This window comes from Pseudomonas sp. microsymbiont 2, from assembly GCF_054788395.1.
Genome location: NZ_CM139112.1, coordinates 2,149,283 through 2,163,662 on the forward strand (window position 1 = coordinate 2,149,283; position 14,380 = coordinate 2,163,662).

Annotated in this window: 14 protein-coding genes; 4 read left to right on the forward strand and 10 right to left on the reverse strand. The window is 67.0% G+C overall.

Features of this window, described 5'->3' with window-relative positions; genetic code table 11:
• Positions 1–30: 30 nt before the first annotated feature.
• Positions 31–591, forward strand: a complete 561-nt coding sequence (locus ACYUME_RS09705) for an EndoU domain-containing protein (protein ID WP_460418697.1) — start codon at positions 31–33, stop codon at positions 589–591.
• Between the two features lie 71 nt (positions 592–662).
• Entirely contained in the window at positions 663–944 is a 282-nt protein-coding gene (locus ACYUME_RS09710) for a hypothetical protein (protein ID WP_460418698.1), read from the forward strand.
• A 20-nt stretch (positions 945–964) separates the two neighbouring features.
• Here ACYUME_RS09710 and ACYUME_RS09715 read toward each other — a convergent pair whose 3' ends face one another.
• The 10 genes from ACYUME_RS09715 to ACYUME_RS09760 all read right to left on the reverse strand — a co-directional run bounded on the left by ACYUME_RS09715 (position 965) and on the right by ACYUME_RS09760 (position 12,093).
• Positions 965–1,270: an NIPSNAP family protein gene (locus tag ACYUME_RS09715; protein WP_279880479.1), complete on the reverse strand. Its 306-nt coding sequence runs from the start codon at positions 1,268–1,270 to the stop codon at positions 965–967.
• A gap of 67 nt (positions 1,271–1,337) precedes the next feature.
• Complete coding sequence (locus tag ACYUME_RS09720) at positions 1,338–1,889, reverse strand: lipocalin family protein (RefSeq protein ID WP_460418699.1); 552 nt, start codon at positions 1,887–1,889, stop codon at positions 1,338–1,340.
• A 63-nt stretch (positions 1,890–1,952) separates the two neighbouring features.
• Complete coding sequence (locus ACYUME_RS09725; protein WP_460418700.1) at positions 1,953–2,528, reverse strand: hypothetical protein; 576 nt, start codon at positions 2,526–2,528, stop codon at positions 1,953–1,955.
• 112 nt (positions 2,529–2,640) lie between these two features.
• A complete protein-coding gene (locus ACYUME_RS09730) occupies positions 2,641–3,657 on the reverse strand; it encodes an XdhC family protein (RefSeq protein WP_460418701.1) in 1,017 nt (338 codons plus the stop codon).
• A 169-nt stretch (positions 3,658–3,826) separates the two neighbouring features.
• Complete coding sequence (locus ACYUME_RS09735) at positions 3,827–5,161, reverse strand: c-type cytochrome (protein WP_460418702.1); 1,335 nt, start codon at positions 5,159–5,161, stop codon at positions 3,827–3,829.
• A gap of 17 nt (positions 5,162–5,178) precedes the next feature.
• Entirely contained in the window at positions 5,179–7,425 is a 2,247-nt protein-coding gene (locus ACYUME_RS09740; RefSeq protein ID WP_460418703.1) for a xanthine dehydrogenase family protein molybdopterin-binding subunit, read from the reverse strand.
• Positions 7,425–7,880 (reverse strand): (2Fe-2S)-binding protein, encoded by a 456-nt coding sequence (locus tag ACYUME_RS09745; protein ID WP_279880486.1) that lies wholly within the window; start codon positions 7,878–7,880, stop codon positions 7,425–7,427. The genes ACYUME_RS09740 and ACYUME_RS09745 overlap by 1 nt, the downstream gene beginning before the upstream one ends.
• Before the next feature lie 149 nt (positions 7,881–8,029).
• Positions 8,030–9,532: a glycine betaine/L-proline transporter ProP gene (gene proP, locus ACYUME_RS09750; protein ID WP_279880487.1), complete on the reverse strand. Its 1,503-nt coding sequence runs from the start codon at positions 9,530–9,532 to the stop codon at positions 8,030–8,032.
• Between the two features lie 226 nt (positions 9,533–9,758).
• On the reverse strand, positions 9,759–10,217 hold the full coding sequence (locus tag ACYUME_RS09755; RefSeq protein ID WP_460418704.1) for a GNAT family N-acetyltransferase: 459 nt from the start codon (positions 10,215–10,217) through the stop codon (positions 9,759–9,761).
• Between the two features lie 154 nt (positions 10,218–10,371).
• Positions 10,372–12,093: an amidohydrolase gene (locus ACYUME_RS09760; protein WP_460418705.1), complete on the reverse strand. Its 1,722-nt coding sequence runs from the start codon at positions 12,091–12,093 to the stop codon at positions 10,372–10,374.
• A 186-nt stretch (positions 12,094–12,279) separates the two neighbouring features.
• Between ACYUME_RS09760 and ACYUME_RS09765 the strand changes: the two genes are divergently transcribed.
• Together ACYUME_RS09765 and ACYUME_RS09770 are read left to right on the forward strand one after the other, a co-directional pair.
• On the forward strand, positions 12,280–13,197 hold the full coding sequence (locus ACYUME_RS09765) for a LysR family transcriptional regulator (protein ID WP_279880490.1): 918 nt from the start codon (positions 12,280–12,282) through the stop codon (positions 13,195–13,197).
• A 100-nt stretch (positions 13,198–13,297) separates the two neighbouring features.
• Positions 13,298–14,368, forward strand: a complete 1,071-nt coding sequence (locus ACYUME_RS09770) for a C45 family autoproteolytic acyltransferase/hydolase (RefSeq protein ID WP_460418706.1) — start codon at positions 13,298–13,300, stop codon at positions 14,366–14,368.
• Positions 14,369–14,380: the final 12 nt, after the last annotated feature.

A 14,380-nucleotide genomic window follows, 5' to 3' on the forward strand; every position in this document is an offset into this window, starting at 1 on the left:
CGTCCTGTCACTGCAAAAAGGAGCTTCATGATGAAAAAGACTTTCGTTATAACGCATGCGCGCACCGCGCTGGCTGCCCTGGCGGTCAGCGGCAGCCTGGCACTCGGCCTGCTGCCGATGACGGCGGCCCAGGCCGCCGTGGCGTGCCCACAGCCCAACTCCGCTGGCGCGCCGGCGGTCAACCAGCAGCACGTGTTCTGCGGGGAGGTGGAGGTGCGAGCATCCGGTAACCGGGCCAAGGGCTTTCACAGCAGGCCGAACGGTCAGTCGCCGGCGACGGTGACCGGGGCTGGCGCCGGCACACCGCAAGGGCCTGCGGGGATCTACGTACTGCGCAACTTCACCATCACCGAGAACGGCGCGAGCGGCACCAAGAGCATCTCGACGATGTTCCCCGACAGTTGCTCGCAAGCCAACGTGGTGGCTGCCATCCAGAACGCCTACAACAACCGTACCGCGCTGAACGGCAATCAGTTCCGCGGGCCTTCGGGGGCGAGCTGTCAGGCCGGGGCACCGGCGGCGTCGTTCAACATCGTCGGCTACCTGGATGCCACTGGCACGGTGGTGACCACCGCCTATCCTGACTACTGATCCTGCGTCATCATCACCAGGGCCGGGCATCATGCCCGGCTCTTCTCGTTACCGCAGTGAGGGAGCTTTTCATGTCCAACCCCCAGAACCCTGGTTTTCGGCAATTTCTCGCCGAGGAGGTGACCGCTTTGGCCCGCGAGGAGCTGCTGAAAAAGGCCCTGGCGGCACGCCAGGACCAGGCGGTGGAGTCCTACAGCGGCAATGCCTACCATGTCGCGTTCGAGCGGCAGATGGTGGTGATCGAGCACCATTACGTCGAGAATTGGCCCGCCGTGCGTCTGCCTCTGAACGACTTCATCAAGGCCTTGCAGGCAGGACCTGAAGTGGGCGGCAAGGGAGCAGGGCGACCTTGAGTCGCGAAGGGTTGCTCCTATTACGGTTGTAGGGGTCTCAGGAAGCTGCGTTCGTAGCTGAGAATGAAGCGCTGCTCGCGGGCCAGGGCGAAGGCGGCGATGCATTCCGGGTCGGTCTCAGAGGCTTTTCGGTACTGCTCGTACGCTGCCAGGCTGGGGAAGCTGAACAAGGCGTAGGCAACGTTGTTGGCGCCTTCGCTGGGCAGGAAGTAGCCGTGATGGCTGCCACCCATGCGGTTGACCAGGTCGATCCATAGCTTGCCGTAGGCTTCGAAGGCCGGGATCTGGTACGGGTCGATGATGTACTTGAGGTGGCAGGTGATCATTGCACGCAATCCTTTGGCTGAGCCGGGAGGCTCACCTTACAGCGGGCGGACGGCAGCGTCGATGGGGTCAGGGACTGGCCTGGCGCCAGATCAGCTGTTCGGTGGGGTAGCCTTGCTCGCGTGCCAGGGCCAGCAACCGCTCGCGGGTCTGGTCACTGACCGTCGGGGTGCGTGACAGCAACCACAGGTATTCGCGGTTCGGATGGCCTACCAGCGCCACGCGGTAGTCCGCGTCATGGTAGAGCACCCAGTACTCGCCCTTGGTCAGGTTCGGCGCCAGGTGGCTGAACCAGTTGTCGAAGCGCACCCAGAGCTTGTCGGTACGTCCAGGCACCTGCAGCTCGGCGATGCCTCGGGCTTCGTTCCACTGGCCGTCCTGCTCCAGGCAGCGATTGGTCACGTCGATACGGCCATCCTCGCGTAGCCCGTAGCGGGCTTCGGACTGCGTGCAGTTGCGCTGGAAGAACATCGGCAGGCGCGCCAACTCGTACCAGGTACCCTGGTAGCGCTGGAGCTCGATCTGTTGCGTGGTGGGCGGCTGTTGTTCGCGGGCGCTGCCACAGCCCGCGAGCGCAAGGATGAGGCTGCAGCAAAACGGCACGGCCAGGCGCATCGCCATGGGAAACCTCCTGAAGGGGGGGAAGGCTCACATGATCTTCGATGCGCGGGCCGGCCAAAGGTTTTACTGGGCTGGGCGCGAGGTCTCCACGCGCAGGATCTCGGTGTAGATGGCATCGACGGTCTGGTCGACCTTGAGGTTCTTCATGCGCGCCTGCAGGTCCGGGTCTTCGACCTTGACCACTTGCAGCTTGCCCTCGGGCGGCAGCAGGGTGACTTCATGGGTGTTCAGGTCGATCTTCTTGATCTGCGAGGTGACCTTCACCTGGCGGAACGCTTCGCCGCCGGGGTTGGGGTTGTCCTTGGTGGCGCGGATGCTGCCGGACTCTTCGGAAGCCTTCGGTGCGCCGCCTTCGTTGGTATTGAGCACGTAGGCGACGGCGCGGGTCACGTAGATATCGACCTGGTCGCCGACCTTGAGGTTGGGCAGGGCCTTGGCCTGTTCGCCGAGCTGGAAGGTCACGTCCTTGTCGTGTGGCCCTTTGACCGTGACTTGGCGGCTGGGCAGGTCGATCTTGGTCACTTCGGTGGTGACATGGCTTTCCAGCGCCTCGCTGGCAATAGGCAGTTCGGCGGCGTGGGCGGCGAGGCTGGCGGCGAAGATGAGCGAGGCGAGAGCGATGGCGCGGGTCGGGTTCATTGGCCTGTCTTCCTTGTGGTCGATACCGGTGGGTGTATGCGAGAAGAAGCATAGACACAGGTTGGCAGGTGTGTGGCCAATGGTGCCCCGCGATAAGGCCGCGGTTCAGGCATTACAAAGGTTGATGGTCACGCTCGCGCTTGGCTCCGGACACACTCACCGCCCCCGGCAAGTTCACGGCATTCTTCGCCGCCAGCACTTCGGCCATGACGCTGACCGCGATCTCCGCCGGGGTCTTGCTGCCAATGTAGATGCCGATCGGGCCATGCAGGCGTTCGAGCGACTGTTCGGTTTCGCCGAAATGCTCGATCAGCCGCTCGCGGCGCAGCTGGCTGTTGCGCCGCGAACCGATGGCGCCGATATAGAACGCCGGGCCGTGCAGGGCCTCGAGCAGGGCCAGGTCGTCGAGTTTGGGGTCGTGGCTGACGGCGATGATGCAGGTGCGCAGGTCCGTCCTGAATTCGCGTACCACGTCGTCGGGCATGCCTCGGCGGTGCTCGACGCCGGCCACCGACCAGGTGGCCATGTGTTCGGGGCGCGGGTCGCAGACGGTCACGCGAAAGCCGTTGAACAAGGCCATGGTCGCCAGGTATTCGGCCAGCGCGCCGGCGCCGATCAGCAGCATGCGGTAACCGGGGCCGAGGGTGTTGACCATGTGCTGGCCGTCGAAAGTGAACTGCTCCGGCGCCGCGATGACGTCGAGGCTGACCGTTCCGCTGGCCAGGCTCAGGTGACGGCGCATCAGTTGGCCGTCATCGAGCCGTGCGAGCAGCTGCCGCAAGGCCGCGGCGGCGGGACTGAACTCGAGAATCAGCTCCAGTGTGCCGCCGCAGGGCAGGCCGAAACGGTGGGCCTCGTCGGCGCTGACGCCATAGCGGACCACCTCGGGGGCGCGCTGGGGCAGGCCGGGGCCGCCGTAGGCGGTGGTGTAGCGGTGGATCAGGTCGTCCTCGATGCAGCCACCGGACACGCTGCCAACCACCCGGCCATCATTGCGCAAGGCCATCATCGAGCCGACCGGGCGCGGCGATGAGCCCCAGGTGCGGGCGACGGTGGCGAGCAGAACGCGGTGGCCGGCCTGGAGCCAGTCGAAGGTGGTGCGCAGGACCAGCAGGTCGATGCTTTCCATGATGTGTGAAACCTCGTCTTGCCGTGTGCCTGTGGGAGCAACTGTGTTGCTCGATTTCCAAAAGCTGACACCATCCCTGTGGGAGCGGGTTTACCCGCGAACACGGGCGAAGCCCGTGCCATCCACCGCAGTGCCTGCTTCGCGGGTGAACCCGCTCCCACGGCGCCGCTCAGCGCATATGCAGGATGATCGGGCTGCTGCTGGCCGGGTCGGTATGCCCGCGCAACGTGCCCACCGCCTTGGCCTCCACCGCGCCGCCGTGATTGCCCCACGCACTGCGGGCGAAACTCAGTACCTGGGCAATCTCCTGGTCCGACAACTGCTCGCGGAACGCCGGCATGCGGTAGGCGTCAGGCACCCCGGCGGCGACGATGCGTTGCGAGCCGTTGAGGGTGATGTTGATCGCCGAGGCATTCTGCGCGGCCAGCATCGAAGTGGCGCCCGCCAGTGGCGGCATCCACTCGGCCTGGCCCTTGCCGTCCAGGCCATGGCAGCTGGCACAGCGGGTCGCGTAGGTATGCGCCCCCGGCGTATCGAGCCCTGCGGCAACCGCCTGATACTGCCAGGGTGCGCCGTCACGCCCCGGGTCGCCGGGCAGCGACTTGAGGTAGCGCGCAATCGCGTTCAGGTCGTCGTCGCTCATGAACTGCGTGGAGTTGTTGAACGCCTCGGTCATCGAACCGTACACCACCGCGTGTTTGTTGCGCCCGGTCTTGAGAAACTGCACGATCTCCGGCTCGCTCCAGCGCCCGAGCCCGGTGTTGTGGTCCTGGCGCAGGCTCGGCGCGTACCAGCCATCGAGCAGGGCGCCGGCGAGGAACGGCGCGCCGCTTTCGTCCAGGGCCTTCTCGTTGAAGGCCAGCCCCCGAGGCGTGTGGCAACTGCCGCAGTGGCCGGGGCCCTGGACGATGTAGGCGCCGCGATTCCACAGAGGGTCCTGGTCGGCCTTCTGCGCATAGGCGCTGGTCGGCGCGAACAGGCCGTTCCACAGGGCGATGGGCCAGCGCAGGTTCAGCGGCCAGGGAATGCCACTGGGGATATTGGCCTCGGCAGCCGGTTGCACGCCTTTCATGAAGAACGCATAGAGCGCCCGCACATCGTCGTCGCTGAGCTTGACGTAGGAGGGGTAGGGCATGGCCGGGTACAGCCGCCTTCCATCGGGCGTCACGCCCTGGCGCACGGCGCGGTCGAAGTCGGCCAGGCTGTAGGCACCGATACCGTGCTCGCGGTCCGGGGTGATGTTGGTGGCATGGATGGCCCCCAGCGGCGTGGCCATTTCCAGGCCACCGGCAAACGGTGCCTTGCCCGGCAGGCTGTGACAGGCCACGCAGTCGCTGAGCCGGGCGACATATTCGCCGCGGCTGACCAGGGCGGCGTCGGCGCTGTCCGTGGCGCTGAAGGGCGAGGCGGGCTCGCGGGTGACGTACCAGGCCAGCAGGCCTGCCGCGACCAGGCACGGCAAGGCCAGCCAGCCTGCGGTTCTTGCGAATCGGCTGTTGTTCATGGGCTGTCCTTGTCGTGTCAGCTGAAGGTATGGCGGCTCAGGGGCATGCTGCGCACGCGCTGGCCGGTGAGTCGTGCCACGGCGTTGGCCACCGCGGGCGCCACCGCCGGCAGCGGTGGTTCACCGATGCCGCCCATCTTCGCGCCGCTCTCGACGATGCGCACATGCACCCGGGCCATGCGCGACGGCGGCAGCACTGGGTACAGATCGTAGTTGCGCGCCCGTGGCATGCCGTTGAGCCACACCGATTCCTCCAGCAGCACCTGGGACAGGCCAAGGGACACCGCGCCGTTGACCTGGGCCTCGATGATCGCCGGGTTGACGATGCTGCCCGGGTCGATGGCCTGCCAGATATCGTGCACCCTGACCTGGCCCCCCTCCAGCGACACCTCGGCGATCACCGCCGCCTCCGAGCCGAACGGCGAGGCCATGGCCACGCCACGCGCGCGTTTGCTGCCGTCCTCTGCGGTGAATGGACCGCGCTTCCAGCCACCGGACAACTCGCCGACCGCCTGCAGCAGCGTGGTCAGGCGTGGATTGCCCTGCAGCAGATGCAGGCGCAGTTCGTATGGGTCGTGGCCGCCCTTGTCGGCCAGCTCGTCGAGGAACGACTCGTAGAAGAAGTCGTTCAGCGAATTGCCCACCGAGCGCCAGTAGCCGAGCATGGCCGGGCCTTTGACATAGATCTGCGCAGTGCGCTTGTTGGCGATGGCGTAGGCCTTGCCCGACAGCCCTTCCAGGGCGGTGGGATCGACCTTGTCGCCCTGCTTGCCAGCGATGGCCTCGGTCGGCCCTTCGGTGGCGCTGATCGCCTCGATGGCGACCGGCATGCCTTTGTCGTCCAGCCCGGCGCGGAACTTGACCACGGCCATCGGCCGCATGGCATCGCGCAGGAACTCCTCCTCGCGGCTCCAGATCAGCTTCACTGGGCGGCCCACGGCCTTGGCCAGGGCGATGGCCTGCGGGTAGGGATTGGCCGAGTCGTACAGGAAGTGGCGGCCGAAGAAGCCGCCGAGCAGCGGCGAGTGCAGGGTGATCTGCGCCGGGGCCAGGCCGGTGCGCTTGGCGATGTCGTCGCGGAACATGTCCTGCGCCTGGTTGGGTAGCCACACCTCCAGGCTGCCGTCGGGGTTGAAGCGAGCAGTGGCGGAGGGCGGTTCCAACTGCGCATGGTTGAGGAACTGGTTGTGGTAGGTGGCTTCGACCGTGCTCTTGGCGCCGGCCAGGGCGGTGGCCACGTCGCCTTCATTCTCCTCGTCGCGGCTTGGCCCGGTCTGGGCGGCGAGGTGCTCGCGCCAGCCGTCGCTGGAAAAATCGGCGGGCATCGGCCGCACCTGGCTGTCGGCCGCCGCCTCCTTCCAGTCCACCTGCAACGCTTCGACCGCGCGCTTGGCGTGCCACCAGCGTTCGGCGACCACGGCCACCGCGCCGGGCAGTTGGTGCACCGAGTGCACGCCCTTCATGGTCTTGACCTGCTCTTCGTTGCGCAGGCCGCCGACGGTCATGCCCAGGCGCGGCGCATGCTGCACGGCGGCATGGAGCATGCCGTCGACCTTGATGTCGATGCTGTAGATGGCCTTGCCGGTGGACTTGTCATGGGCATCGAGCCGTTGCACCGGCTTGCCGATCCAGCGGAACTGGCTGGGGTCGCGCAGCTTGACGCTGGCCGGGTCCGGCACCGGCAGGTCCATGGCCTTGGCGGCCAGTTCGCCATAGCCGAGCGAGCGGCCCGAGGCTGCGTGCACCACCTTGCCCGGCTCGGTGCTCAGTTCGGCGACCGGCACGCCCAGCTGTTCGGCGCCGGCCTGCAGCAGCATGGCTCGGGCCAGGGCGCCGAGGCGGCGCATGGTCGGGTAGCTCATGCGTACCGACATGCTGCCGCCGGTGATGCGCCAGCCGTTCTCCATCACCACGTAGGCTTCGCCTGGCGGCGCGCTGTCGACCACGAAGGTGGCCGGGTCGGCGTCCAGTTCCTCGCCGATGATCTGGGCCATGGCGGTATTGACGCCCTGGCCACCCTCCATGAACGGGCTGAGCAGATGCACGCTGCCGTCGGGGCGGATCTCCAGGAAAGCCGGCACCTGGGTGCCGCGCTCGGTGGTCGCGGCAGCGGCCTGCACCCGTGCCGAGCCCAGCGGCAGGCCGAAGCCCAGCACCAGGGCGCCGATGGCGGTGCCGGCGAGGAAGCGCCGGCGCGACAGGTTGACGGTTTCGCCGTTGCGCAGGCGCAGCAGATCGTCGGGGGAGTCGATGCGCGCGTTCATCAGGCGTTCTCCCCTTGGGCCAGCTCGTGCACGGCGGCATGGATGGCGTTGTAGGTGCCGCAGCGGCACAGATTGACCATGGCCGCGTCGATCTGCGCATCGCTGGGTTTGGGCGTGTGCTTGAGCAGCGCGGTGGCCGCCATCACCTGGCCGGACTGGCAGTAGCCGCACTGGGCTACCTGGTGCTCGACCCAGGCGGCGACCACGCGCTTGCCCACGGCATCCTGCTCGATGGCCTCGATGGTGGTGACTTCGCGACCGACCACGCCAGCCACCGGGGTGACGCAGGCGCGCACCACGTTGCCGTCCACCAGCACCGAGCAGGCGCCGCATTGGGCCAGGCCGCAGCCATACTTGGTGCCGGTCAGGCCCAGGTCGTCGCGGATCACCCAGAGCAAGGGCGTGTCGGCGTCAGCCTCGACCTGATAGGTCTGCTGGTTGATTCGTAGTTCCATGGGCTCACCTGCTGATCAACGGTTATGGAGAAGGGGAATACGCTGTTCCCCAATCCAGAAACGCTAGCACAGAGGTCCATTGCGCAACCGATACACCCCGCAGATTCAGAGGATCAGGCAAGCAACTCGGCGGAATGCGCAAGCGGCTGTCAATCGATGCGCGGATGCTGTTGCGCGAGGGTCTTGCGCCTGGCCTCGAGCTCGGCGATCTGCGCGTCGATGTCCTCGATCTTCTGCTCGATGTTGTCGTGGTGCTCCTGCAGCAGCTCGCGGGCTTCCTCTATGTCCGAGGCGGCCGGGGCGGCGCCGCGCAGCGGGCGGTTGGCGGTCTCCTTCATGGTCAGGCCGGTGAGCAGGCCGACCACGGCGATCACCATCAGGTAGTAGGCCGGCATGTACAGGTTGTCGGTAGTCTCCACCAACCAGGCGGCCAGGGTCGGGGTAAGGCCGGCGATCAGCACCGAGATGTTGAAGGCGCTGGCCAGGGCGCTGTAGCGGATATGGGTGGGGAACATCGCCGGCAGGGTCGAGGCCATCACGCCGATGAAGAAGTTCAGCAGCACGGCAAGGATCAACAGGCCGGCGAAGATCACCGCCAGCTTGCCGCTGGTGATCAGCATGAAGGCCGGGATCGCCAGCAGGAACAGGCCGACGCTGCCGACGATGATGAACGGCTTGCGCCCCCACTTGTCGCTGAGCAGGCCGATGATCGGCTGCACGAACAGCATGCCGACCATGATCGCGATGATGATCAGCACGCCGTGGTCCTCGCTGTAGTGCAGGTTGTGCGAGAGGTAGCTGGGCATGTAGGTGAGCAGCATGTAGTAGGTGACGTTGGTGGCGATCACCACGCCGATGCAGGTCAGCAGGCTGCGCCAGTGCTGGGTGGCGACCTCCTTGAACGAGACCTTGGGGCCGCTGGCCAGGCCCTCGCGGTCACCCTGTTCGAGCTTTTCCACGTGTTGCTGGAAGGCTGGGGTCTCCTCCAGGGCATGGCGCAGGTACAGGCCGATCAGGCCCAGCGGCAGGGCCAGGAAGAATGGCAGGCGCCAGCCCCATTCGAGGAACTGCTCCTCGCCGAGTACCGTCGAGATCACCACCACCACCCCGGCGCCGAGCACGAAGCCGGCGATCGAGCCGAAGTCCAGCCAGCTGCCGAGAAAGCCGCGCTTGCGGTCCGGGGCGTATTCGGCGACGAAGATCGACGCGCCGGTGTATTCGCCGCCCACCGAGAAGCCCTGGGCCATCTTCGCCAGCAACAGCAGGATCGGCGCCCAGATGCCGATGCTGGCGTAGGAAGGGATAAGGCCGATGGCGAAGGTGCTCAGCGACATGATCACGATGGTCGCGGCCAGCACCTTCTGCCGCCCGTAGCGGTCGCCCAGGGCGCCGAAGAACAGCCCGCCCAGCGGACGGATCAGGAACGGCACCGAGAAGGTGGCCAGGGCGGCGATCATCTGCACGCCGGGGCTGGCGTTGGGGAAGAACACCTTGCCCAGGGCATAGGCGACGAAGCCGTAGACGCCGAAGTCGAACCATTCCATGGCGTTGCCCAGGGCGGCGGCGGTGATGGCCTTGCGCATCTTGGCGTCGTCGACGATGGTGATGTCCTTCAGGCCGATGGGCTTGACGGATTTCCTGCGTGATTTCATGGGGCCGTTGTCCTTGAGGCTTGGGGGCATGGCCATGGTTTGGCCAGCCTTGTACCTAAGGTCAGATACGACGGCGCGCTAAATAATTCCCTGCCGGGTCATTTGCGTGCAGCAAACCATGCGCGATTCGTGTAGGAGCGGCCTTGCCGAGGCGTCGGACCGGTCGGACGCCTCGGCAAGGCCGCTCCTACACAGGGGAGGGCGCAAGGTTTGAGGGCGTTGTTGGTCAAAGCGTGCGAGACATCAACCAATGACTGTGCCCCCAGGCCTCGAACGGCTCCATGTGCGCCCAGCCACGCTTGGCGTAGTAGGCGTCCTGGTCATGGGTATGCAGGTAGAGCATGGCGACGCCATTGCCGCGGGCATGCTCGCAGACACCTTCGATCAGTCGCTCCGCCAGGCCTTGCCCGCGCGCCTCTGGGGCGACGAACACACAGGCCAGCCACGGACCGAGATCGCTGCGCCCGGGCAGGTCGTCGCTGGCCAGGGCGGCACTGCCCAGCAGGCGGTCGCCGTCCAGGGCCACCAGGCATTGCCATTGACCGTTGTGCTGGCCTTCGGCGAACTCGCGTTGCCAGTCGGACAGCGGCACGTGCGCGTACTCGTAGTGGAACTGTTGGTGCAGCCATTGGGCGAGGGTATCGCAGTGGGCCATGTGGTGTTTCAGCCAGTCCAGGCGAGGCATGACGATGTCCTTGTCGGTCGAGGGAGCGCAAGAGGGAGCCGCGCTGAAGCATACACTGCGGCGTGTAGTCAGTGATCGCGGGCAAGAGCGACTGTCCTGTCCAGACGCCCCGATCTGGCGCTCCCAGAGGATGCACGACACGTGTGAGCTCGGTTCAGCGTGCGTAGATGCGTTTCCCGGCGAACCACGTCTGCAGCACCCGGGTATCGCGCAGCGCCTCGGGTGCGACGCTGAAGACGTCGCGGTCGAGCACGATCATATCGGCTTGCTTGCCGGCCTTGATCGAACCGATCTGCCGTTCCAGGCGCATGGCCCGGGCGGCATTGAGGGTGTAGGCCTGGAACATCGTCTCGCGGTCGAGGGCCTCGGCGGCGTTGAGCACGCCCCTGGGGCCTTTGCGGCTGATGGCCTGGTAGATGGCCTGCCACGGGTCAGGGGTGCTGATCGGCCAGTCGCTGGCGCCGGCGATGGTGGCGCCGTGGGCGAGCAGCGAGTGCGCCGGGAAGGTATGCAGGAAGGCCATGGCCTCGACGTAGGGTTTGACCAGCTCCAGATTGGCCTCGTCGGCGCTGGCCCAGTACAACTGCATCGAGGCGATCACGTCCAGCTGCCTGAAGCGCGGGTACTCCTGCGGGTTGACCATCTGCAGGTGGGTGATCGAGTGCGCGATGCCGCTGGCGCGGTCGCGGCGGGCCTGGGCCACGCCATCGAGCGCCGCGCGCACGGCACGGTCGCCGATGGCGTGCACATGCACCAGCCAGCCACGGGCATCGGCGGCGCTCACCAGCTCGCCGAAGTGCGCCGGGTCCAGCAGCAGCTCGCCGTGCTGCCCCGAGTTGCGGTAAGGCGCGAGCATCGCCGCGCTCTGCGCCGGCATCTCGGCGACGCCATCGGCGAACACCTTGATGCCGGGCAGGGTGAGGTTGGGCACGCCGAGAAACTGCCGGCGCACCTTGTCCAGCTCATCCAGGTCGGCCGGGCGCGCCCTCGAGTCGGCCAGCAGCAGCGCGGCTACATGGGCCGTCAGTTCGCCGCGCAGGGCAAGGTCCTTGTACACCGGCAATACGCCGAGCGAATCGTTGTGCACGTCGGCACCGGGCAGTTCGTTGGCCAGCGGGTCCATCCAGCCGGTGACGCCCAGGCGCTTGTAGTGGTCCAGGGCCTGGCGCCCGGCGCTCATCAGGGTGTCGTGGGTCAGTGCCGGCAGCAGGTCGGTGACCGGGTACAGCCCGGCATCGACGAGAAAGCCGTTCGGCGTGCCGTCCGGGTGCTGGCCGATGGTGTTGCGGGCCGTTGCCGGCAGGGCGGCGATCTTTGCCGCATCGATGCCGGCACGGGCGAGCATGGCGCGGTTGGCCCAGCCGGTATGCATGTCGTTGGCGGCGAACAGGATCGGCTGGTCGGCCCATTCGCCCTGGTTGAAGCGCTGCTCGAGCGCGGCCAGGTCGTCCCAGTAGATCGGCGGCAGGCCGCCGACGCTGAGGAACTCGCCGCGGCGGGCCTTGCCGTCGTCACGCCACTGACGCAGGCGTTGCTCCAGGGCGTCGAGGGGGAGCTGTACACCGGCCAGGTCGGCCAGCTCCAGTTGCAGGCCACCCTTGATGGCGTGGGAGTGGGAGTCGAGCAGGCCGGGCATCAATACCTTGCCGCCCAGGTCGATGGTCCGCGTGCCAGTGGCCTTCAGGCGCAGCACGGCCTGGTCGGAGCCCACCGCGACGATCTTCTCGCCCTCCACCGCCACGGCTTGCTGCAGTGGCTGGTCCGGCTCGGCGGTGTAGACCTTGGCGTTGTACAGGATCAGGTCGACGGCGGCGAAGCCGGGCAGGGCGGCGCAGGCCAGGCCGGCGCCGAGCGCGATCTTCAGGAACTGCTTCATGCGATGCCTCGTGCTTGATGGGGGAGGCGGCAGGCTAGCCAAGCGGGAAGGGCGGTTAAACGGCACGACAGGCACAACTTTATTCGCGTTCTGGAAAGAGTGCTTGCTGTTCCCCGTCGATTGCCGCCTGCGCAGGAATCCATGGATACTCCACGGCGCCCCACGTGTGCCAACCAGGAAGCAACCATGGACAAAATGACGGCCCTGACCATCTTCGTCGCCGCCGCCGAGCACGGCAGCTTCAGCCGTGCCGCCGAGCAACTGGGCAAGACGCCGTCGGCCATCACCAAGGCGGTCGCCCACCTGGAGGCCGAGCTGGGGGTGCGGCTGTTCGAACGCACCACCCGGCGCATGGCCCTGACCGAAGCCGGCACCCTCTACCTGGAGGGCGCGCGCCAGGCCTTGATGCACCTGCAGCGGGTCACCGAGGAAGTGGAGCAGTTGCAGCATGAGCTGCGCGGCACCCTGCGCATCACCGCGCCACCGTCGTTCGGCCCGGCCTTTCTCAACCAGGTGTGCTGCCGCTTCATGCGCGAGCATCCGCAGGTGCGCCTGGAGGTGAATCTCAACGATGCCAACGAGGACCTGATCGATGGCGGCTACGACCTGTCGCTGCGCGACGGCCCCACCGACCAGCCCGAGCTGATCGCCCAGCCGCTGATCGAGAATCGCGTGATCCTGTGCGCCAGCCCCGACTACCTGGCCCGACGCGGCGAAGTCATCACCCTGGACAACTACGCCCAGCACGACTGGCTGCTGCTGCGTCACCCGTTGCTCAACCGCAGCTTCTGGTGGATCGAGCACGAGGGGCAGACGCTGCGCGTGCGCCAGCCGACGGCCAGGCTGGTCAGCGACAGTTTCGACTTCCTGCTGGCCTGCCTGCTCGATGGCCAGGGTCTGCAGTTCATCCCCACCTGGTGCGCGGCCCCCTACCTGGCCAGCGGGCAGCTGCTGGAGGTGATGCCTGATTACTGGCGGGCGCTGAGCGCGTTCGGCCCCTGGGTGCATGTGCTGTACCTGCCGCATCGGCGCAATACGCGCAAGGTGCAGGCATTCATCGCCCTGTTGCACGAGCACTTGCGTGGGCAAGGCCTGCGCGCCTGAGTTTTTCCTGGTGGGCACAAAAGTTGTGCGGGACCTGGCGATGATCGGGGTGGAGCCTCGCCGCTAGGCTTGCCGCTTGCGTCCCATCAGGAAAGCCGTCGTGAAGATCCATACCTGCGTCACCGATACCCTCGATCCCCATGCCCGTGGCCGTCAGGTCGGCGAGCGCTTTGCCGGGCAGATCGGCGAGACCACCCAGCTGTACCTGGAGTTCTTTCCCCGTGTCGGCGTGACGCTGGGCGAAGTACAGCGCATCGGCGAGAACAGCCTGGCGGCTCTGGAGGCCTGGAGCCCGGACCTGGCGGCCGAAGTTGCCGGCCTGGCCTGCGGCAGCGGCCTGCCGTTGTGGCAGCTGGCGAGCCTCAACGCCCGCACCGAGGTGCTGGCGGCACGCACCCGTCACAGCGAATGCTCCACCACCGTGCATGCCCCCCGTGGCCCGCGCGTACCGCAGACCCTGCAGACCTGGGACTGGCACGACAGCCTGTGCCCCCATGGCCTGATGCTGGCCCTGCGCAGCCGCCAGGGCCTGGCGGTCAAGCTGTTCTGCGAGTTCGGCATGCTGGCCAAGCTGGGGGTCAACAGCGCGGGCCTGGGTCTGCACTTCAACATCCTTCACCACCGTAGCGACAACACCACAGGCGGCGTGCCGGTGCATGCCATCGCCCGACGCCTGCTGGACGAGGCACGCAGTGTCGACGAAGCCATCGAGCTGGCCCGCTCGGCGCGGGTCAGCGCTTCCACCGTGCTCACCGTGTTCTCCCGCGAGGACAGCAGCCCACGTGCGGTGAGCATCGAGCTGAGCCCCGAGCGCACGGCGCTGGTGCTGCCCGGCGAGGATGGCTGGCTGTTGCACACCAACCACTTCCTCGATCCGCAGCTCAGCGCCGGCGAGCAGGTTGCCGACCGCGCCGAGACCGAGGGCCGGCTGGCCCATCTGCGGCAGGTGGTCGAGCAGATGACCAGCGCCGACCCGCGTGCCCGGGCCGAGGCCATGTGCGGCGCCGCGGGCGATGCCGCGCCGATCTGCTTCCATCCGGACCTGGCGCTGCCCGACACCGAGCGCTGGGAGACCCTGCTCAGCGTGGCCATTGACACCGAGCACGGCCATCTGGACTACGTGGCCGGCACCCCGCTGCAACTGGCCAAGGCCGGCTGCCAACGCTTCTGAGCCCATTCGCCT